The sequence below is a fragment of the Shewanella basaltis genome (assembly GCF_023283885.1).
Classification (GTDB): domain Bacteria; phylum Pseudomonadota; class Gammaproteobacteria; order Enterobacterales; family Shewanellaceae; genus Shewanella; species Shewanella basaltis.
Genome location: NZ_JAKILA010000001.1, coordinates 90,211 through 112,129, shown reverse-complemented (window position 1 = coordinate 112,129; position 21,919 = coordinate 90,211). Strand labels below are relative to the sequence as shown.

The 21,919-nt window shown below is 44.3% G+C and carries 21 protein-coding genes; 2 read left to right on the top strand and 19 right to left on the bottom strand.

Annotated features, from left to right (window positions below; all coding sequences use genetic code 11):
- The 19 genes from L2703_RS00480 to gmk all read right to left on the bottom strand — a co-directional run bounded on the left by L2703_RS00480 (window position 1) and on the right by gmk (window position 19,060).
- The gene (locus L2703_RS00480) at window positions 1–1,743 is read right to left on the bottom strand and encodes a glycosyltransferase family 2 protein (RefSeq protein ID WP_248969192.1); all 1,743 of its coding nucleotides are present in this window, start codon (window positions 1,741–1,743) and stop codon (window positions 1–3) included.
- Entirely contained in the window at window positions 1,740–2,114 is a 375-nt protein-coding gene (locus tag L2703_RS00475; protein WP_248969191.1) for an ApeI family dehydratase, read from the bottom strand. The genes L2703_RS00480 and L2703_RS00475 overlap by 4 nt, the downstream gene beginning before the upstream one ends.
- Entirely contained in the window at window positions 2,107–3,474 is a 1,368-nt protein-coding gene (locus L2703_RS00470) for an AMP-binding protein (protein WP_248969190.1), read from the bottom strand. Before L2703_RS00470 ends, L2703_RS00475 begins: the two co-directional genes overlap by 8 nt.
- Window positions 3,467–4,018, bottom strand: a complete 552-nt coding sequence (locus L2703_RS00465; RefSeq protein ID WP_248969189.1) for a COG4648 family protein — start codon at window positions 4,016–4,018, stop codon at window positions 3,467–3,469. The genes L2703_RS00470 and L2703_RS00465 overlap by 8 nt, the downstream gene beginning before the upstream one ends.
- Entirely contained in the window at window positions 4,018–4,266 is a 249-nt protein-coding gene (locus tag L2703_RS00460; protein ID WP_248969188.1) for an acyl carrier protein, read from the bottom strand. Before L2703_RS00460 ends, L2703_RS00465 begins: the two co-directional genes overlap by 1 nt.
- Window positions 4,267–4,274: 8 nt before the next feature.
- Window positions 4,275–4,529: a phosphopantetheine-binding protein gene (locus tag L2703_RS00455; RefSeq protein ID WP_238104575.1), complete on the bottom strand. Its 255-nt coding sequence runs from the start codon at window positions 4,527–4,529 to the stop codon at window positions 4,275–4,277.
- 11 nt (window positions 4,530–4,540) lie between these two features.
- On the bottom strand, window positions 4,541–5,386 hold the full coding sequence (locus L2703_RS00450; RefSeq protein WP_248969187.1) for a lysophospholipid acyltransferase family protein: 846 nt from the start codon (window positions 5,384–5,386) through the stop codon (window positions 4,541–4,543).
- Complete coding sequence (locus L2703_RS00445; RefSeq protein ID WP_248969186.1) at window positions 5,379–6,116, bottom strand: beta-ketoacyl synthase chain length factor; 738 nt, start codon at window positions 6,114–6,116, stop codon at window positions 5,379–5,381. Before L2703_RS00445 ends, L2703_RS00450 begins: the two co-directional genes overlap by 8 nt.
- Window positions 6,117–6,323: 207 nt before the next feature.
- Window positions 6,324–7,223 (bottom strand): DUF3014 domain-containing protein, encoded by a 900-nt coding sequence (locus tag L2703_RS00440; protein WP_248969185.1) that lies wholly within the window; start codon window positions 7,221–7,223, stop codon window positions 6,324–6,326.
- Window positions 7,224–7,366: 143 nt separating this feature from the next.
- Window positions 7,367–9,442, bottom strand: a complete 2,076-nt coding sequence (recG, locus tag L2703_RS00435) for an ATP-dependent DNA helicase RecG (protein ID WP_248969184.1) — start codon at window positions 9,440–9,442, stop codon at window positions 7,367–7,369.
- Between the two features lie 136 nt (window positions 9,443–9,578).
- Window positions 9,579–10,178 (bottom strand): response regulator transcription factor, encoded by a 600-nt coding sequence (locus L2703_RS00430; protein ID WP_248969183.1) that lies wholly within the window; start codon window positions 10,176–10,178, stop codon window positions 9,579–9,581.
- A complete protein-coding gene (locus L2703_RS00425; protein ID WP_248969182.1) occupies window positions 10,175–11,266 on the bottom strand; it encodes a sensor histidine kinase in 1,092 nt (363 codons plus the stop codon). Before L2703_RS00425 ends, L2703_RS00430 begins: the two co-directional genes overlap by 4 nt.
- A gap of 319 nt (window positions 11,267–11,585) precedes the next feature.
- On the bottom strand, window positions 11,586–12,266 hold the full coding sequence (locus tag L2703_RS00420; RefSeq protein WP_248969181.1) for a tetratricopeptide repeat protein: 681 nt from the start codon (window positions 12,264–12,266) through the stop codon (window positions 11,586–11,588).
- A 177-nt stretch (window positions 12,267–12,443) separates the two neighbouring features.
- Window positions 12,444–13,373 carry a calcium/sodium antiporter gene (locus tag L2703_RS00415; RefSeq protein ID WP_248969180.1) on the bottom strand — a complete coding sequence of 310 codons (930 nt, stop codon included), beginning with the start codon at window positions 13,371–13,373 and terminating at the stop codon, window positions 12,444–12,446.
- Between the two features lie 139 nt (window positions 13,374–13,512).
- Window positions 13,513–15,168: an AMP-binding protein gene (locus tag L2703_RS00410; protein WP_248969179.1), complete on the bottom strand. Its 1,656-nt coding sequence runs from the start codon at window positions 15,166–15,168 to the stop codon at window positions 13,513–13,515.
- A gap of 397 nt (window positions 15,169–15,565) precedes the next feature.
- On the bottom strand, window positions 15,566–15,949 hold the full coding sequence (locus tag L2703_RS00405; RefSeq protein ID WP_248969178.1) for a RidA family protein: 384 nt from the start codon (window positions 15,947–15,949) through the stop codon (window positions 15,566–15,568).
- A 26-nt stretch (window positions 15,950–15,975) separates the two neighbouring features.
- Complete coding sequence (spoT, locus tag L2703_RS00400; RefSeq protein ID WP_248969177.1) at window positions 15,976–18,084, bottom strand: bifunctional GTP diphosphokinase/guanosine-3',5'-bis pyrophosphate 3'-pyrophosphohydrolase; 2,109 nt, start codon at window positions 18,082–18,084, stop codon at window positions 15,976–15,978.
- A gap of 13 nt (window positions 18,085–18,097) precedes the next feature.
- Window positions 18,098–18,376: a DNA-directed RNA polymerase subunit omega gene (rpoZ, locus tag L2703_RS00395; RefSeq protein WP_188735731.1), complete on the bottom strand. Its 279-nt coding sequence runs from the start codon at window positions 18,374–18,376 to the stop codon at window positions 18,098–18,100.
- A gap of 60 nt (window positions 18,377–18,436) precedes the next feature.
- A complete protein-coding gene (gene gmk / locus L2703_RS00390) occupies window positions 18,437–19,060 on the bottom strand; it encodes a guanylate kinase (protein ID WP_248969176.1) in 624 nt (207 codons plus the stop codon).
- A 333-nt stretch (window positions 19,061–19,393) separates the two neighbouring features.
- Between gmk and L2703_RS00385 the strand changes: the two genes are divergently transcribed.
- The gene (locus tag L2703_RS00385; protein ID WP_248969175.1) at window positions 19,394–20,704 is read left to right on the top strand and encodes a DUF805 domain-containing protein; all 1,311 of its coding nucleotides are present in this window, start codon (window positions 19,394–19,396) and stop codon (window positions 20,702–20,704) included.
- 113 nt (window positions 20,705–20,817) lie between these two features.
- Entirely contained in the window at window positions 20,818–21,885 is a 1,068-nt protein-coding gene (locus L2703_RS00380) for a phosphotransferase enzyme family protein (RefSeq protein WP_248969174.1), read from the top strand.
- The last annotated feature ends 34 nt before the right edge of the window (window positions 21,886–21,919 follow it).

Genomic DNA, 21,919 nt, shown 5'->3' with positions numbered 1-21,919 from the left:
TTATCTGTCCTGAGTGGGTAATGGGGCTGCGCGCGATGGTGAGGGCGGGTGATTACGGGTAACCAGCTCGTCCTTGCGCCAAAAATCGAAAAAGTTAAACCATTGCATTGGCGCGAGTTGCGCAAAATGAGCTAAACGCTGACTATATTGAGTCATTGCATCGGTTAAGCGTGCTGTTCTGCCAGCTCGAGGGCCTTTAAGTGTGTCACTTAAGTGCTCAACATAGACTTGATAACGGCCATGTTGGCGAATACAAAATAGGGAATACACTGGGCAATCTAATAAACTGGCTAAAATAAATGGCCCTTGCGGAAATGCCGCATCTTGGCCTAAAAAAGGTAAATAGGTCACACGTCCTTGGCTGCTTGATGATGTGCGGTCTGCTGCAATAACTACAATTTCACCTTGATCAACTTTTTGTTGCAACAACATGGCGGTGCTAGGGTCTAGCTCATTGACGTGGATTAAATTCAGGCTGCTTTGTGGATTAAGTTGCTGCAGGACTTTATTAAAGTTCTCAGCGTGCTGGGTCAGCACCATCACATTCACCTTGACCTTTTGCTGGTGGCTAGATATCGCGCGGCACAGTTCCATATTGCCCAAATGTGACACAATCAATACCGCACCGCGCCCCGTGGTCACTTGATTTGCCAAAATATGCCGGTCGTTAAAGTCGACTTGGGCGAGATTAATTCTGTCGCACCAGGCATCTATTCTGTCCAGTGCCGCATTGCCAAAAGCAAAGAAGTGTTTAAGGCTGTCGCGCCAACTTACTGGGCGGTTTAGTTGTGGATGGTTAGGTTGTTGCTGTTGTACTCGGTGTAAAAAGTCTAAAGAGGCATCACGGGCGGTTTTTCCGGTAAGAAAGAAATAACAAATCACCGGATACATGACTGCACGGCATAACCAATGCCCACCAAGGCGATAGCATTGGGCTAAAAATTTAATCCCCCAAAAGCTGCCGCGCTCACTCATGGTGGACCAATGCTGGGTGGTTTGCAATGATTGATCGTTCTGATTTTGCTTAGCGATAATGCGTGGCAAGCGGCCAAGCATGCCAAAAAATAATTTAGTGTGCATCCAACTAATGAGCACGTTATCTTTTACGCCCTGAAAGTGGCTAATACCATCCTCGGGGTAAATCACGTTGGTTGGCACATGCACGATTGGTGTACCTTGCCAGTGCAGTTTCACCATGACTTCAATATCAAAATCCATGCGCTCGCCTAATGCCTGCTGGCTAAACAATTGTTCAGTCGCGGCAAGTGGATACACCCTAAAGCCACACATCGAATCTTGAATGTCAAAACTAAGGGTTTCTACCCACACCCAAAAATGGGTGATGTAACGGCCATACAGTCGGCCTTTGGGTACCGACTCATCGTATTGAGGTTGGCCTGATATTAAGGCATTAGGCTGTTGCTCGCTGGCGGATATCATTAAGGGGATGTCGGCTAAATTATGTTGGCCGTCGGCATCAACTTGCAAGGCATGGCTAAAACCGTCACGGTAGGCCTGGCGCAAGCCGCTCATTACTGCCGCCCCTTTGCCGCGATTATAAGGATGTTGAATTAACGTCACCCAGCTAAATTTATCAGCCAGTGCTTGCAGTATGTAACGTGTTTGCTCGTCACTGCCGTCGTCGACCAAATAGCAGGGCAATTGGTACTGGGCCAAATCGGTTAAGGTTTTTTCTATTGCGATATGGTGGTTGTAATTAGGGATCACTAACGCCAATGTCATGAGGCACGCTCGGTATTCATTGCGCCATTAAGCACTATGCGTCCAGATGCAAAGCGTTTGTCACCATCACGATAGCTGAATGTTAATTTTGACTTTTGCGGTTGATGTTCAATGACGAGATCAACATAGGTATTGGGCAAAATGAGCTGCTGAAATTTAAGCACTTCAAGCGTGGCGACATTGGCATTATAACCAAAGGCGTCGCAGCCTAGCTTTACTGCCCAGTCCAGTTGCGTGACACCCGGTAGTACGGCTTGCTCAGGAAAGTGGCCATCAAAAAAAGCCAACTCGCCACTGATGAACAAACGCCAATGGCATTGCTCACCTTCGGCGTGTTGATGAATAATGTTTGGTAATACTGATTTAATCATGAATAAATAAAGCTACTATATCTGCTGATGTGCGCTTGCCCTGGCTGTTAAGCGGTAAGGTTTTTGGGTAGCGCCAACGTTTAGGCAAGGTGATACGTTCGAACTGGCTCAGTAAGTGATTTTTGAGGGCAGTATTAATGGCTAACTTACCTTCGTCTTTGAGGGTTTGTCTGCCAAGTTCATTTAAGCATACGGCCGCGCCTAGCATAGTACGTGGCTGCTCTAATACCGCGACGGCAGCTTCGCTGACAAAGGGGTGAGTTTGTAACAAGTGCTCTAACTGTGCCAGTGATAAGCGTTTTTCTTCTATTTTAACGATACGATCTAAGCGGTGCAGTAAACGAAATTGGCCATTTTCTGCCAACTCGATTTTATCATCACATTTTATCCAGGTGTCTGGTTCGTCTAAGTAAATCGACTGCAACATTAATGCACCGTCATGCGGATCGGCATTAACGTTGACCTGATCAAACGGCTGCCAAGTTTGTTGAAGCAGGTATTGGCGACGATAGGCAATACCGCCCGTTTCAGTACTGCCAAACACCTCAATGGGCAATTGCTTAAAGCATTGTTTTACCGCTTGCGCTGACTCAAAACTTAATGGCCCACCTGAGCTGAAAATTAAACTTGGGATCCGCTGCTGCGCTTGGTTGTCTAGAGCATCTGGCAATCGAGTTAATTGAGCTGGACTGCTAATTAAACATAGGTTGGGCATGATGGCCAGGTAATAGCTTAGGGTTTCAGGAAAGTCGATTTGCTCGCTTAAAAAAGCACGACTTGCTGCTAACGGCCATAAAATTTTAAACAACAATCCATAAATATGTTGGTGCGATACTGTTGAGACCACTGAGCAATGCGGCAAATGTTGGGCAAAGGTGTGCTCTAAAACACTGACTTCGGCATCCAGTTGTTCAAGGGTTTTGCGAATGGCTTTAGGCTGACCACTACTGCCAGAGGTAAATAAAATCAGTTCACCTAAGGTCGTGGCTTGTGGCCAAGTTGCCGCAGGAAGGCTGAGCTCTTTTTTGAGGGCAACGTATTCGCGCACTTCGCACAATGGTTTGTCGGCGATAATGGCATCGAACTCGTGGTTTAGCTCGCTTAACGTGCCGCGCTGAGTGTTAGCGGGTAATATCACTTGTTTACCTGCGAGCAGTGCTGCGCATAAGCCTGCAGCAAATAAATCACTCTTTTGCGCGGCCAGTAACCAACGCTTTGCCTCGCTTTGGCTAAGCTGTTTGTGCAGGTGAGTGACATGGGCACAAAATAGCGAGCCCGTCATAATGTCATGATGGTCAAAGCTAATCAGCTGTTGGGCTGCAGGGCCGTTGGTTAACCAGTTAAGCAAAAGTTTAGTCATGTTTTTTCAGCCAAAACTTGCGATAAATCCATTCACCACTGAGTAGCATGCCGATTAATACATAAGCTATCAGTCCGTTGTAAAGCGTCCACATTTCGATTGTGGTGGCTATTGCAGTGTAGGCTGCCATGGCAGCATTTACGACAAATAGCCCGCACCATAATTTGGTTACGGTGCGCAAATAGTCAATTGCAGAGTCTGGTAAGTTAGGCTCTTGTACACGTGCTAGCCGCTCAATCATGCTTGGACCACGCATTAACGAATAGCTAAATAAGCTCAAAAGACTGAGGTTAATGACGAGCGGGTAATACAGTAGCCAGTCATTACGTTTAGCAATAAAACTTGCCCCAGTTAAGGCTATCCCCACCACAAGCGGCAATACCATTGCCCGCACTTGTTGCTTGGTCACTATCATACGAGTAAGCAGTAACACACACAGCAATAAAGCGATATAACCGGGCGGTAAATACTGCAGTCCAAAATACACGGCTAACGGGTACGCAACAATCACTAACGTGGTAATGATCTGCAAAAGTAAGCGCATTAGCTTTGCATAAGCCCTTCAATTGCGTTAACCACGTCATTGACGGTACGTACAGTTTTAAATTCTTCAGGTTGAATTTTCTTGCCCGTGAGCTGTTGTAATTTAATCACTAAATCCACGGCATCAATGCTGTCTAAATCTAACTCTTCATATAATGATGCGTCAGGACGGATATCTGCTGGGTCTATTTCAAACTCATCCACTAAAATGGTGCTGAGCATGGCAAGAATTTGATCACGATTTTGCATGCTGACTCCTAAACACGTTGCGATTCAATAAAACTAGCCAGGCTAGCAACACTGAAAAAATGTGCTTTGGTTGCGTCAGAATTGGCTTCAATTTTGACATCAAACTCTTTTTTAATGGCTAGTCCCAGTTCTAGCGCATCAATAGAGTCTAAACCTAGGCCTTCGCCAAATAGCGCGGCATCTGTATCTATGTCTTCAATGGTGACATCTTCTAGGTCTAAGCTGTCAATGATCAGCTGTTTAATTTGGTTGTGTAAGTTCATTTTTATGTTTCTTATCTGTAGCTATCAAGTGGACTTGATAGGTTGTTTAAATAAAACTCTTGCAGGTCTCGGGTGAGTTGTCGAGCTATTTTTGCTTCGTTACCTTGGGTAACCTTGTAGTGTTGGTACCGCATGCTGTGGCCAACTTCAACCGACATGTTGATGGTTTGCCGTGGTATTTGGTACCACGCCTGTTGTTTTGTTAACCCTGTAACATCAGTGTGTAATATGACGGGTAAAATATCGGTTTGGGTTCGTAGCGCAATATTAGCCGCGCCACGTGCAAAAGGATTAATTGCATTACCAACCAGTGTGCGGGTACCTTCAGGAAAAATCACTAAATTTGTGTCCTGCTTTAATACTTGCTTACAATCTTGTAGCAGCAGATCAGCGCTGCGATTAGGGATGTAACCCACATTCGATAGCACACCTCGTATAAATGGATTACGCCATAAGGTTTGTTTAACGATGCAACCCGCATTGGGCATAAGGCTAATTAACACAACAACATCAACTAATGTTGGATGATTAGCAACAACGATATGACCTTGAGCACGCTGTAATAAATGCAAATTTTTTGTGCTGACGTTAATCACACCTGCCGCACTTAACATGGTGACAAAACCTTTAAACATTAAACTCACGGTACGTTGCACTCGTGCTATGCGTTCCTGCTTAGACCCTGGCCAATAACGTAATACTGGCAGTATGGTTAATGAGCTGAGCAACCCGCCAAGGCCAAATACCATGTAACACATTACGCCACCTATCCACCTTGGAATATACCTAAGCCCAGTCAGTTTAGGGGCTAGGCTCTGTTGAGATGTAAAAGGAGCTGACTGCTGCGAATTAATCATGATGCTCAACAGACCAATACCAATGACATAAACACCCTTGGATGTTTTTTCCTGTGGCGATGTGGTGAATTAATTGGCTAAAACTGATGATATCTGATTTGTGGCCTGAAAGAGGGCGGTCGGATAAACCCAGAGTGATACTCGCATTGGTATTTGCATCGCTGTTGGCGGGTGCGAGGTACAAACCTAAGGCGATGGGCAGTTCAACCTCGTGGGTAAACTCACTGTAAACAGGCGGCACTGGGTCGTCGCCAAACACCATTAACACAGGTTCTGGGTTTTGTGCCAATAGCGCGTAGGTTTCAATTAACGCTTGTGGCAAGGTTTGTTCCCCAGCAGCTATAGAGCTTGAGGCTGCAGTGTTATTGGCCACAATACCAAAAATCCCACTGGCCGTATTGTGTACTGATTGGCTAAAAGCCATAGGCGATAGCGGTTGTTGCTCGGTGATATCTTTTAGTAACCCAAGGGTGCGAGTCAGCTCGCCATGTCGTGATGAAAAAATACTGCGGGTTTGCGGAGCTACTTGGCATTCGTGGGCTGCGGTTAACATCATTTTGGTTAAACGACTAAAACGGCGGCGTTGCATGGCGGGGATGTGCGATAAGGCTGGCGCGTCTTGCTTTAAAGTGGCACTGTTGTTTGGTTGTTGCCACTGGTGCCAGCTTTCAATGGTTTGAAAATCTGGAGACCATGCGCCCCATGAGAGAAGTTTGAATTGTAAGTGCACTGCTTTGCCTCTATAACCGCCTAGCTATCCTTATCTAAGTGTTAACAAATAATCATATAATTGCAGATGATTCGTTAACAATGTCAATTGTACACCTAACCGGGGCAATTTAAGAAGCCATGTAAAGTAAAAAAAGAATTGGGTACCTAAAAAACAAACAGCGTGGCTATGTTAGCCACGCTGTAGAGTGATTACGCTGTCAGACGGTTATTGAGCAGCAAAACTTGCTTGAAGTTTTTTTACCGCCGCTTTTATTTTACGGGTATTTTCTGGCCCCATACGGATCAATAACTTTTGCGCATTAGGTAATGCCTCTAAATTAGGGTCTACAAAATGGTAATTGACCGTAACAGAAGACAGCTCGATAGGGTCTTCTATAATGGGCGCATCAGCCACCATAGTAAATACGGCTTGCATTCGATTATCGAAATCAATATCGCTGTATCCTAGTTCACTAAAGGCTTCGGCAAAAAGAGGTTTTAGCTCAATATAAGTAGCAACTAATTCTTTTTCATCCAATCCAGCCACAAAGTCAGCATATAAATCATAGCGATGATAGCTGTCTGGGTTTAAAAATGTTTTGTTGGTGATTTCGCTAACAGAAAACTCAGTTTCTGGGCCTTTTAATGGGCTAGCTTTACGCACTAACTCGCCTTGCGCTAGGTTGTCGACAAACACCACAAATTGACGGGCAATGTCTTTTTTCAAGATCATTGGGGCAATTTTCATACCGTTGGCTATGGCCAGTGTTTTGCTTTCAATAAAGTCATCTGACTCGGCTAACGCAGGTAATGGCTCAACCACTTCTGGGGTTGTGTCAGTGGTGTCTGACTCATCGCCTGTTGGTACAACATCATTATCAGTCGTGGTGGTAACTTGTTGTGGCTCTTCTATCGGAGCTTGTTCAATTGGGGTTTCGGGTAAGGCTTCAGGTAGCTCAACAGGCGTCATCACTACAGGATCAAATTCTTCGCTATCGTCACTGGTAAAGTAAAAATAGCTACTGGCAGCAAGTAACGCGATAACCGCAATAGCGATAAAGGCTATATTGGTACCTGATTTCTCATCTGTTGATGGTGTAATTCTGTCTTCTTCATTAACTTGCATTTCAATTCCTTGGCTTGTTTGCTATCGATATAGATATTTAGATGGAGTCGAAAAATACTGCGTTATACCATTTTGCAATATTCAACAGTGTTGTCTAGTGGTAACTGGTGATAATCCACAATAATTCACTTTTTGATCAAACTTTATGCTTGCACATACTGCTGGCGATCACCTAACCAACGCTCAATGATGGCGTCGATGTTTTGCGGTACTTGTTGGTTGATATGCACCGCTAACTTTTGGGTGGGGGCAATGAGGTGCTGATCGCGAATTAAGTCGGCAATTTTAAGATCGGCTAAACCCGTTTGTTTTGTGCCCAGTACTTCACCGGGCCCTCTAATCTCAAGATCTTTTTGTGCAATCACAAAGCCATCATTGCTGTCTCTTAACACACCCAAGCGCTTGGTTGCCGTTTGCGATAACGGCGCTTTATAAAGCAGCACACAATGACTGGCTACTGCGCCACGACCCACACGACCCCGAAGTTGATGTAATTGAGCAAGTCCAAGCCGCTCAGGGTTCTCAATAATCATTAAACTGGCATTAGGCACATCCACGCCGACTTCTATGACGGTAGTGGCCACCAATAAGTTCAATTCACCTGACTTAAACTGCGCCATAATGGCCTGCTTTTCAGCGCTTTTCATCCGCCCATGTACTAAACCTACTTTTAACTCGGGCAGAGCAGCGCTCAGTTCTGCGGCGGTGTCTTCTGCGGCTTGGCATTCTAAGACTTCAGATTCTTCAATTAAGGTGCACACCCAGTAAGCCTGACGGTTATCGTGTAGGGCAGCATGCCTAACTCGTTCAATTATTTGTTGCCGGCGAGTATCGGCAATTGCAACCGTTGTGACAGGTGTGCGCCCAGGCGGTAACTCATCAATAATCGACGTATCGAGGTCGGCATAGGCTGTCATTGCCAGTGTGCGCGGTATTGGTGTTGCAGTCATGATCAGCTGATGGGGATGAAAGCCCTGGCTAATGCCTTTTTCACGCAGGCCCAAACGTTGGTGTACTCCAAAGCGATGTTGCTCATCAATAATGATTAAGGCCAGTTTATTAAAGACCACGGCTTGTTGAAAAATAGCATGGGTGCCAATGATCATATGTGCAGCACCGCTGGCGATGTCCTCAAGTGATTGCACTCTGGCTTTGCCTTTAAGTTTGCCAGCTAACCAGCCAACTTTGAGGCCTAAAGGTTCAAACCAGTTCGCAAAGTTAGCCGCGTGTTGTTCAGCTAATAACTCTGTGGGGGCCATCATTGCCACTTGGTAGCCATTTTCTATTGCTTGTAGGGCAGCAAGCGCCGCCACCAAAGTTTTACCTGAGCCGACATCTCCTTGCACAAGACGCATCATCGGCATGGGGTGTTGTAAATCTTGACTTATTTCGGCAACGACTCGCTGTTGCGCGCCAGTCGGTGAGAAAGGGAGCTTGAAAAGAAATGGTTGTAATAATTGTCCTGTTGTTGGCATGGCAACGGCAGCATCTTGATTACTTCGCTGACGCAGTTGCAACATACTTAAATTGTGTGCGAGCAGCTCTTCTTGTATTAGGCGTTGTTGAGCCGGATGCTGACCGTGTTCGAGCTCAAAGGGGGACACGGCACTTGAAGGGCGGTGTAACGTATGTAATGCATCGCGTAGGCTGATATTATTAGGTTGCAAATTGAGGGGGAGCAACTCAGGTAACCCGCCACTGTCTAACATGGTTAATGCTTGTTCTGTCAGCTTTATCCAGCTGGCTTGTTTAACCCCTTCTGTGGTGGGGTAAATCGGTGTTAGCGTGTCGCTGAGATTGATGGTCTCACCGGCATGGATAATTTGGTATTCTGGATGGACGATTTCTTTGTGGTGATTGCCTCGACGGATTTCACCATAAGCACGAATCACTGCGCCCTGTTCCATAGCATTGCGCTGCGCCATCGAAAAATTAAAAAAGCGTAGACTCATTACCCCGCTATGATCGCGAACATTGCATATTAGCATGCGTCGCTTGCCTTGCATGATTTGAGTTGACTGAATTTCAGCTTCGATAGTACCGTAACTGCCTGGCGGTAATGCTGCTATCGGGTGAATTTGCGTGCGGTCCTCATAGCGCATCGGTAGGTGAAACAGCACATCTTGTACTGTTTTAATCCCGAGCTTGGCCAGTTTTTCAGCCACCTTTTTAGCAACACCTTTAAGGTCTGTGATTGGAACATGATCCAGTCGAAGCAAATTTTACGCACCTACATTGATGGTTAAAATAAAAAACGATTGTAATTTCAAGCTAAAACTCACAATCACTGTAATTATATACAGATGTTTAAGGTATCTTAGCAGAGTTTACTCACAAGGCAATACGTTAGGGCCATTACAACCAGCCCTTTTGTCTGGCGATTCGAGCAGCATCAATTCGGTTACTGGCGCTGAGTTTATTGATAGCTTCAGATAAATAGTTTCGCACAGTGCCTTCGGCGATAAATAATTGATTAGCAATATCTGCGGTAGATAACCCTTCACTGGCAAGGCGTAATGCTCGGCGCTCTTTGTCGTTAAGTGGGTCAATTTCACCAATAGCGCTAAAGGCTAATTCAGGGTCGATGATTCGCTTACCAGCAATAACTTGTTTTATGGTGCTAATAAGCTCATCTGATGGTGCATCTTTGAGTAAAAAACCACTGACACCGTATTCTAGGGCGCGTTTAATATAGCCCGCTCGGCCAAACGTGGTCAGGATAATAACTTTGGTTGTGCTTGCTTGTTGTTGTAGCCATTGGCTTAACTCTAAACCTGTTTTGCCTGGCATTTCTATGTCTGTTAACAATAAATCGTAGTGCTGTTTTTTTAACATTGTGAGTGCTTTATCGCCGTCTTCTACCTCGGTAATAGTGATATTGTCTTGGGCAAGAGTCAGTAATGCAGCAAGTGCACCGCGGACCATGGCTTGGTCTTCTGCTAATAAAATATTCATGTCGGCTCTGTCAGTGGCAAGGTAATGGTGACAATAAACTGCGGGTTTAGTTGGTATTGCACATCGGCGTGTAATAACGCAGCACGCTCTTTAATACCTTTAAGGCCATTACCCTCAGTTAGGTGTTTTATTGGGCTATTTTCAATATATTGCAGTTGTAATTGGTTATCTACAGTTTGGATTGCAATTGTACAGTGGTCTGCCTGACTGTGTTTAAGGGTGTTATTGACTAACTCCGTGAGCATTAAGCACAGTTGTGATTCTGCAAGGTTAGTTAATTTGGGCCATTGGCCCTCAATGGTGACCGCAATAGATTTGTCTCGTAACATTTGGCTTAATGTGCGGGTAGTTTGGCTTAATCCATGGTGTTTGTAGTCAGTCACGGTTTGGCGAATTTGGCTTAAGCAGTCGCGGGTTATTTGGCTGACTTGATTTATTTGGAGTTGTGCTTGTTCGGTTTTACCTGCGCTAATGAGCTTGTCTGCCAGTTCAGCTTTTAATGCAATTGAGGCTAAATGATGACCCATTACATCATGCAAGTCGCGGGCTATGCGTTCGCGTTCAAGCGAGGTAGCAAGCTGAGTAATTTCATCTTTAGATTGTTGTTGCTGGCGTTTAATTCGTTGGCGATGTTGTTCAATCACCCCAAGTAAACCAACGATTAGACAAATCCCCATACCATAAAAGGTAAAGAAATAACCCGAGTAACCGACGATAATATTGATAGTGAGTAACAGTAAACTGATCGCAATATAACCAAGTATTACTGTACGTTTGGAGTAGAAAAATCCAATAAAAAAACAACAAAAGCTAAACAATGACATGGAGCCGCTAGTTAAAAAACCAGAGGTAACGGCAACAAGTAACATCAGTAAAATCGGCTTGTGGGCTTGCTCTTTGGTATTGTTATAGGCCCAAAAATAGCCAAAAACAAAAGGCACTAGCAACGCTACTGCTAGTGTGATTTTTAACCATTGTCCATCCATAAAAAACAGTGGGATAAAATAAAAACCAAGGTTAATTAAGTAAACCCAAGCCGTTTTCTGTTCAAAGCTTTTTTGCTTATTGTGTGTTAAACCCGATGTCATGAGGCCTCCTTGCGCAGTTAATCATAGAGTAACTGCGTGTTAACTCAAGCTAATACCATTGCGCGTTAGTAAGTGTTCTCTTTGCGAGAATTTAAAAGGGCTTAAACAAGGCGAATGACTGAATGAATAGTGATTCTCTTTCGACGTCATGCAACGCAGTGTAAGCCTTTTTAACACTCGCCTAAAAGGAATGCCCCAGCCGCTTTTGCTTTACGTTCTCGCTATTTGAAAGGGAACCACCATGACGACATAGCGACGCCTTAATCAAACACCGCTAGACGCATTCTATTAATGCGCAATGGTATAGTTACGTTTAGCATTATTGCTTTGCAGCTTGTTGGCTTAATAGAAATTTAGCCCAACCATATTGAGGGTCGACAGCCACTGCGCTTTGCCAATCTTGTTGTGCACCAGTAAAATTTCCTTGTTCTTGCTTTGCTAAGCCTCGCCATGTGTAGGCTTCTGCATGCCCCCAGCAAATGGTGTCACAGGGTTGGTCGTAAAGTGCGATTGCTTGGCTAGCTAAGGTGTGTGCTTTATCGACGCCACCACCAAACACACTTGGGGTATAAAATGCATTAATGGCACTGACTAAACTCACTCGCGGGTTGTTTGGCTCAAGGGCTTTTGCTTGCTGCAATAGCTGAGCTGCTTTCATGCCGTATTTAGCTCCTTTGCTACTATCAAACGCGATTTGCATACCATAAACGGCGGCGAGCAATGCTTGTGTATCGGCTGACTCTTGCTGCGAGAGTATGTTCTCAAGGGTGTGTTGCGCATGGGTTAATGACTGCTGTGCAAGCTCTTGCTTGCCAGTAATGTTGGCTGTAATCGCAAGGCGGTAGTTTGCATAAGCGTTGTTATAGTCACTGGTATTTTGGCTATATTGAGTCAGAGCATTAATGTCCATTGTGTTGGCGGCATTATCGATGTCGATGATATCGGCCAATGCATTGTGGCTGGCAAAAGTAAGGCTTGTGATCAGTAGTAATGTTTTCATGGTTATCTCCGTTAGGGTTGGTCCAATCCTGTATTGGTTGGATTAGGTCTAGTATGGAGAATCGACGATGTATTTATTAGGCACAAAGGTCATCAAATCAGGGTGACAAATGTCATATTGAAATAAAAAGGCCAACGCAGTTAAGTCGTTGGCCTAAAGTGTGTCATCTAATAGGTATTACACGACTTGCATCACAAGGTAGCTGGTATAACCTAAGTAAGCTGCAAGTAACACACCGCCTTCACGACGGCCAATGCGTAAGCCAGTCCAGGCAAATGGCAATACCATGAAAGCAAAAATGAGCATGGCAATAAAGTCGATTTCATTAAACCCAGCAGCAGACACTGGGTGAATGATTGCTGTGGCACCTAAAATACCTAAAATATTAAAAATATTTGAACCGACAACGTTACCAATTGCAATATCGCTTTGGCCTTTTAACGCTGCCATCACAGAGGTAACGAGTTCAGGCATACTGGTTCCGATCGCCACAATGGTTAAACCAATAATCACTTCACTGATGCCAAATTGTTTAGCCAGTTCTACTGCGCCGTCAACAAATAACACGCCACCACCGACTAACATGGCAATGCCTACCGCTATCAGTAGTACTGAAATGAGAGGGTTTTGCGGGTTAGTGTCGATGTCGAGATCTTCGGGGCTATTTTTTGAGCTGATATAGCTAAAGCCTAAATAGCCAAGTAGTAAGCTAAATAAAATCGCGCCATCAATAAAGCTGACATCGCCATCAAGCAAGAGAAACCACACTAAAATCGACGCCGCAATCATAATGGGAATATCACGCTTTACCATTTGAGATTGTACTGTGATAGGACGAATGAGCGCGGTGATCGCTAAAATAAGGCCGATGTTAACAATGTTAGATCCAACAACGTTTCCAAGGGCAATACCTGAGTTGCCCGCAAGAGCAGACTTGACACTGACGGCCAATTCAGGAGCACTCGTACCAAAAGCAACAATGGTTAACCCAATAATGAGAGGAGTAATACCTAAACGAAGTGCAACCGCACTAGCGCCTCGTACTAAGGCCTCTGCGCCAAAGGTTAAAATAATAAAACCGCCGATGATGGATAACGCAATTAACATGATGACTTTGCCCTGTGTTGACAGCATCGCTAAGGTAGCGTTGCCTATTTATTTGGCGTATGTTGACAGAATATGTCAAAAAAATACACGCGATAAGCGTGTATTTTTTTTTAGTCTACATGCAAAAAATGATTGCAAATTACAATTCATCTTCCCAGCGAACTTTTGCACCGCGAACACCTTCCACTTTTGTGCTAAATGCTTTTTCAAGTACGTGGCGTTTAATTTTGAGTGTGGGAGTTAATGAATCATTTTCGATGGTCCAATCGTCATTAACAACAACAATGGCATCGACATGTTCATGAGACTCCAAATGAGGATTTACGCTATCGAGTGTTTCTTTTAACGAGGTTCTCACTTCTTCACGAGGCTGTAATTTTGATCCTTCTGATAGTTGGACCAATGCTACTGGGTGAGGTAAGCCTGAGCCTATTACACAGATCAACTCGATATGAGAGTCTTGCGCCAGTTTACGTTCGATAGGTACTGGGGCAACATATTTACCCTTTGACGTTTTGAAGTTATCTTTTACCCGGCCGGTAATGTCGATATAACCTTCATCGTCAATTTCGCACAAGTCTCCAGTGTGGAAAAAACCGTCTTCGGTAAATGCCGCAGCAGTAGCTTCTTCTTGCAAATAGTAACCCGTCATTAAGCCTGGGCTTTTGACTAATAATTCCCCTTGCTCAGATTGACGCACCAAACATCCCTCAACAGGGCGGCCAACTGTGCCGATTTTTTTTGCGTTAAACGGATAATTAATAATGGAGTAAGCGCAGTTTTCTGTCATTCCCCATGCTTCGCAAATATCAATTCCAATGGTGTTATACCATTGGAGTAACGATGGCGGAATGGGAGCTGAACCTGATCCATTTAACCGAGATTGATCTAACCCCAATCCTTTTTTAATTTTACGTTTAACAATACTGCTTATGATAGGCAGTTTAAGTAAGGTATTGAGTTTTTTCTCGCCAATTTTATTGATGATATTTAATTGGAATACGGTCCATAAACGTGGCACAGAGAAAAATACCGTTGGGCGACAGCGTTGAATATCGTCAACAAATGAGTCGAGGCTTTCAACAAAACACACGGTTGCACCAGAATAAAAAGACGAGCCTTCAATGGCGACACGTTCAGTGATGTGTGCAAGCGGTAAATAAGATAACAATCTGTCAGCAGTGTTGGTTTTTAAATCGCGAATAACCGCTTCACATGCCCAACCATAGCTGGCAAAGGTTTGTATAGCGCCTTTAGGTTTGCCTGTTGATCCAGAGGTGTAAATAAGGGTCATGACTTGGTCGGTTGTTGGCAATGCCGCTTCAACTAATGGTTGGCCTAGCTTTAAAAGCTGTTCCCAATGATATTGAGCAGGCATGGTTTCGTATGGCATCGCTAAGCGGAGTATTTCGCCGCCTACAGCCGTTTCTTGTTCTGCCCAATGATCAAGTTTGCCGATAAAAATAGCTTTGGCACTGCTGTGTTCAAGCACATAACGAATTGTTTCTGCGTTGGCTGTAGGGTAGATAGGTACACTGACGTAACCGCCGTACATTAGCGCTAAATCGACAATGAACCATTCGGCACAGTTTTTAGATAGAACGGCCACTTTGTCGCCAGGTTCTAAACCAAGATGACGAAGTGAACCTGCAATTTGTTGCATTTTTTGTTGCACGTCACGCCAGGTAAAATCTACGTATTTGCCGCCAATTGGCTGGCGAAGGTAAACTTTATCGCCTTGTGTATCCACCCAATGAGATAACATCTCAACGGGAGTTTTAATTAAATTTTCCATCGACACTTCCATTTTCTTTATTGTTATTGTGGCTTTGATACTAATCAACTCAGACACTAAAACATCCCCATGTTTTAGTGCTGACAGGTACGTCAATGCAGGCATCGCGTACAGTGTTGATTGGTGTCATTATTCGCCTACTTGCTTGGTCTTGCTTAACGTTGTGCAAATTTTCAGCTTGGCTAGATGGTTAATACAATGGGTATTAATCACTTTAGTATGGCCATTTTTGTGCGCTGGCGCAAACTGTTTGCACTGTCTGCGTACAAGGTCACACTTAAGTTACGGTAGCAGAATCTGTTGAATAAACAATAGATATTGAGCATTTACTCTACGATAGAGCCTGAACAACAAAAAAGGCGCTCAAGGCGCCTTTTTAAAAATAATGTGATTTTATTCAGATTTCCATTATTCCGTCCATTTCAACCAATGACCCTTTAGGCAGCTCTTTTACGCCAATCGCTGCACGAGCTGGATAAGGTTGTTGAAAATAACGGCTCATAATTTCATTTACCGTCGCAAAATGAGATAAGTCAGTTAAGAAGATATTGAGTTTAACAATGTCGCTCATTTTTCCGCCGGCCGCTTCACATACCGCGGTTAAATTTTCGAACACTTGTACCACTTGCTCTGCAAAATCATCACTGACCATGGCCATGGTTGTTGGATCTAACGGAATTTGACCAGAAAGATAAACGGTACTGCCGACTTTTACAGCTTGAGAATAGGTGCCAATAGCTTGTGGCGCTTTGTCGGTTGCGATGATAATTTTTTCAGCCATGTTGATTTCCTTTGATTGTTATTTTATTAACGGTTACGTGACGTGCGTAAAACTTCAGGTAACACACGGATCCGGCGCATCACGTTAGCAAGGTGCACGCGGTCTTTCACTGAAATGCGTAAGTTAATCAAATACACACGGCCATCACGCTCTTCGGTACTGAGGTTGTGAATATTTGAGCCCGCAGAGGCAATAATAGAGGTGATTTTTGCCAACGCCCCCTGATGATTGACAATTTCAACGCGTAAATTTGCTTGGTATTCGACGCCTTCAACGTTATCCCAATGGACAGAAATATACTTATCTGGCTCGCCTTGATAACCGCGAATATTGGCACAGCTTTCCATGTGAACCACTAAACCTTTGCCAGGGCTTACATGAGCAATAACGGCATCCCCAGGGATGGGTCGACAACAATTGGCATAGCTAACTAGCATGCCTTCAGCACCACGGATAGGCATTTGTGGTTTTTCTTTGTTGTGTTCGTGTGAGTCAAATTGTTCACCCACTAATCGTTGTGCAATAACGATACTCATGGCATTGCCTAATCCAATGTCAGCCAGCAATGAGTCTAGTGAGTTATGTTTGGTTTCTTTGATGACTTTTTCAAGCAATTCCGCAGGTATGTTTTCAAGTTTTGTGTCGCCTAGTGCATGATTTAATAAGCGCTTACCAAGTGCAATAGCATTGGCTCCTTTTAAGCTCTTAAGCACTTGACGGATTTTACCACGCGCTTTACCCGTGACGACAAAATTTAACCATGCAGCATTAGGTCTTGCACCTTTAGCGGTAATGATCTCTACCGTTTGGCCAGAAATAAGCGGCTGACTTAGCGGATAAGCTTGGCGATTAACACGTGCGCCCACACAGGTATTGCCGACATCGGTGTGGACTTCATAGGCAAAATCGACCGCTGTTGAATTTACCGGTAATTCTAGGATGCGTCCTTCTGGGGTAAAAACGTAGATTTCTTCAGGGAATAACTCTGTTTTAACGTTTTCAACAAACTCAAATGAACTGCTGGCACTTTGTTGTAATTCGAGCAGGCTTTGCATCCATTTGTGAGCACGAACTTGAGTGGTGCTTTGTTTTGCTGCATCGGTATTATTTTTATACATCCAATGTGCAGCAACGCCCTTATCAGCCATTTGATCCATTTCTTCGGTGCGGATTTGCACTTCAACGGGCACGGCATGTGGACCAAATAAAGAGGTATGCAGAGATTGATAGCCGTTTGCCTTAGGAATGGCAATATAATCTTTAAAGCGACCAGGGCGAGGTTTGTAAAGGCCATGCATCGCACCGAGCACCCGGTAACTGGTATCGATTGAATCAACAATAATTCTAAATGCGTAGATGTCCATCACTTCTTGAAACTGAAGTTCTTTACTGCGCATCTTACGGTAAATTGAATAGAGGTTTTTCTCTCGCCCTTTGACTTTTGCAGGAATACCGGCTTCTTCGAGGCGAGATTCAATGGCCGACTCAATACTATTAATGAGCTCTTTGCGATTGCCCCTAGCGGCTTTGACCACATCGCGGATGACTCGATGCCGCATGGGGTAGTATGCCTGAAACCCTAAGTCTTCAAGTTCGATTTTGATATTATGGATACCTAATCGATTGGCAATAGGCGCATAAATTTCTAAGGTTTCACGAGCAATACGACGACGCTTGTCTGGGCGAAGCGCCCCAAGGGTTCGCATATTGTGGGTGCGATCAGCCAACTTAATGAGGATCACTCGAATATCTTGAGTCATTGCCATCATCATTTTGCGGAAGTTTTCCGCTTGGGCTTCTTTTTTATCGCGAAATTTGATTTTGTCTAGCTTAGAGACACCTTCGACAAGCTCCGCTACGGTAATACCGAAGAGTTCTGTGAGTTCTTCTTTGGTGACGGGGGTGTCTTCAATGGTGTCGTGAAGCAAGGCAGCCATAAGCGACTCATGATCGAGTCGCATATCTGCCAAGATGCGGCTAACCGCAACTGGATGGGTAATGTAAGGCTCGCCACTTGTGCGCATTTGCCCTTCGTGGGCGTCACGCGCAACCAAATAGGCCTGCTTGAGTAATTCTACTTGTTCCGGCTCTAAATAGCTGGACGCTGACTCTTTTAGACCTTCAAACAGATACAAGTGGCGCTACTCCTTAAATGACGCGGCCTTCTGCAATGGCTGCAACAGCGGCGATTTCTGCTGCTTCACGCTCACGAACAGTTTGGCGTTCGTCAGCATCTAATGTGTTTGAGGTGACTAAACCAAGTTCGATTTCGCGCAGTGCGATAACGGTTGGTTTATCGTTCATCTCCTCAACCATAGGATCTTTACCTTGCACAGCGATTTGGCGTGCGCGACGCGCTGCAACCAGGATCATATCAAAACGGTTGCCGATTTTGTTTACGGCGTCTTCTACAGTTACGCGAGCCATGTGTTGAAACTCCAGTGTTATCTATGGGAAAAAATGACGCAAAATTGTACACTATGACAATTAATCTGCCAAGAGATCAACAAGCATATCATTGTGGGTATGCTGCTGACTAGCACAGGTTAGCCTTTGGCTGCGAATAATTGCGCTTAAATCCGCCAATGCGCTGTCAAAATCATCATTTACGATAACAAATTCATATTGTGAATAATGCGACATTTCTGATACGGCTTGCGCCATGCGCGAGTCGATAACCTCTTGACTGTCTTGACCTCGGCCCGTTAGACGGCGTTCAAGCTCGGCTTTTGATGGGGGTAAAATAAACACGCCAATTGCGTAAGGCATGAGTTTTTTGACTTGCTCTGCGCCTTGCCAGTCAATGTCTAAAAAGACATCAATACCTTTTGCTAGCGTTTGTTCTATCACGGTTTTAGACGTGCCGTAATAGTTACCAAATACTTCAGCCCATTCAATAAATGCCGCTTGATCAATTAATACTTTAAATTGTTCAACACTAACAAAATGGTAATGTTGTCCGTCAATTTCGCCTGGGCGTGGTTGACGAGTGGTATGCGACACCGAAACCTGTTTGTCACTGGGTTTATCTTTCAACAGTGCCGAGATAAGTGAAGATTTACCTGCACCACTAGGGGCGGACACGATAAAAAGATTTCCACGAGTGCTCATAAATTGGTTTTCATCCGGTTATTCATTAAGAAAGCTTAATATTATACTCGTTAATAGTAAGGTTATGCTAGGGCTATAAACCGCTAGAATGATGTCTCGTGAGTGTGCCGAAGTCATCGTATTATGGGTAAGCGCTGTTAGATAGGATTTCAATAAAATAATTGCTTAAAACACGCATTGGATCTGGCTTTATAGGATAAATTCTGTAGGCTTTGCGCTATTGTGTGAAATGTCAATTTGTTGCGTCTTATTTGTCACATTTGCCCGCACTATTGCTGCTGTATTGTGATGTTTTGTATAAACCAACTCCGTAAACCAATATAGGAATGTTTGATGTTAGTAAAAACCCTGCTGTGCCGCGAAGGTCGTGACACGGGTCTAAGGTTAATGGCCATTGTATTTGCGGCTTTTTCGTTGTTGAGTGTGGCCACCTTAGTGTTTCCTGCAAGTGTCATCATTTTGATATGCACGATAATGTCATTGCCTATTGTGGGGTTGTCTGCAGTGCGCCGCTTATTTGATGCGAATAAAACCGTCAAATTGGCTTTTGTCTGTGTAATACCCGTATTGATTTTTGGTTTATCGGCCTATTTTATGGCGCCTTTTGGTGCATTAGCGGGTTTGTTTTTGTTTGGTTTAGCCTGTGGCGCCTATTTGAGTTTTTTACCGAGTAAAAATCACATTCAGTATATACAGGGGTATTACGGCCCCAACATGGTGATGGAGGCCGCCACCATATCGATGCATCGTCGCCAAGATCCGGTGCTGAAGGGCCAAGTGTTGTCAGCGTCTTTCTCAAACGATGCACCTATTAATACATTTGAACCGTCTAATACATTTGAACCGTCGCCACGTAATGATGTGGAGCGGCAACGTCATGTTGCACCAGAGTTCACTACCACGGTAAGTGCAATCACTGAAGATGACGACAACGTGGTAACAAGCACTGATACCATGCTCGGCAAGCCTTATCGCAATGATCATTTGGACGATGAACCAGACGCAGACACGCTTTTTGCTAATCGTGAACGAACTCACCAACCGTTGTATGTCGATCAAGATGCGTTAAAGTCTGGGTCGATTACGGAACTGGTTAAATCTTGGATTAATGTCGCTAAGTCGCATCAGGTTAAGCTGATTCTGGCGGGTAAAATTTTGGCTGGTATCGTCGCAACATGTTTAGTGATTTACCTTGTGATGTTAGTGGTTAATGCTTTTTCAAGTGCAGATGATGAAAGTGAGTCGCAGATGACTCAAGGAGTAATCGAGCCGATGAGCATGACACGGCAAATCGTGAAGTTGCCCGATGGATTTTGGCTTGCGCTTGAGGGTGATGTGCTGATTTTACGCTGGTTGGGCGATGCCGGTGACGCTCAAAACTTATGGCGTTTAGCGAGCGCAGTAGGGGATAAATCTTGCGCGTATCTCGAATTTAATGATGGTAGTCAATTTAGGCCCATGACAGTTGATTTAGTTGCTGATGGTGCCACCGAAGCTAGATTTACTCCGCTAGATAAAAGTGTCATGGTGAACCATGTTGCATTACGCGGTAATTTCAAATTGTGTGGTTATGAATTTAGCCTCAAAGGTAGCCAGGCCGCGTTAATGCAAAACCCACAGTTTGAGGCAATCTTAAGTCAGTAGTGTGCCGCGTTTTTGTGAGTGCTGTATTCTTTGTATGCCCATGCTTAGCATGTTAAAACCGCACGTATGAAGCTGAGCGAATAATCTATGGCAAGGCCAGATGGGGTGGGTGATTGATAGAGTATATTAGGCAAGTTGTTTTACCGCAATTTGGTATAAATGCGGCTAATGCAAGCATTAGCCGTCTAGGAAATGGGCATATTAACCACACTTTTCTGGTGGCTGATCCAACGCGTAAAATGGTTCTGCAAAGAATCAACACCTCGATTTTTACCCAGCCAGAAGTGGTCGTCAACAATGCGGCTAAAGTGAGTCAGCACTTACTTGCTAAGCAGAAAGTTAATCAGTATTTGTTGCAGGTGGTGAGCCCTGTGCTGACTGAATCTGGTGAACTTGGCCTCAACTTAGGTGAGCAAGGGTTTTGGCGGGCGATTGATTACCTAGACAACAGCCATACTGTTGAAGTGGTTACACAGGCACACCAAGCCGAGGTTGCCGCGTATGCTTTTGGTCATTTTGCCTCAGCCTTAAGTGACATGCCTGAAGATAGCATTGTGGATGTTATCCCCAACTTTTTGAATCTGCCTCAGAGATTCAGTCAACTGACTCTGGCGATGTCGGGTGATGCTCATAACAGGCTATCAAGCTGTCAACAATGGGCAGACTTTGTGTTATCGCAAACAGATGTCTTGCATCTGCTGGCTGATTTTGAAGCAAAGTTACCGAAGCGTATTTGCCACAATGACACCAAAATCAATAACATGTTATTTGATAAGCGCGATATGTCGAGTATGGCGATTATTGATTTAGATACCTGTATGTTGGGTTATTTAATGTATGACTTTGGTGATATGGTACGAGCATTTTGCTCTCCAGAGCCGGAAGATTCGATTAATCTTACGCATGTTTATGCTCGCCCAGAGATTATTGTTAGCGCCACAAATGCGTATGTAAACGCGTTAAGTTCTGTTATTACCCCATTAGAAAAGCAAAGTTTATGGTTAGGGATAAAGGTAATGGCATTAATGCTTGGTACGCGTTTTTTAACTGATTACTTAAATGGGGATGTGTATTTTACCATTGAGCATAGCCAGCATAATCTTCACCGTGCAATGAATCAGTTAACGATTTATCAAAGTTTACTTAAACAAGAGTCACAATTATTGCCTTTGTTTAGTTAACTTAATTTAGCTGCCATGGCGTAAAAAAGGTTTT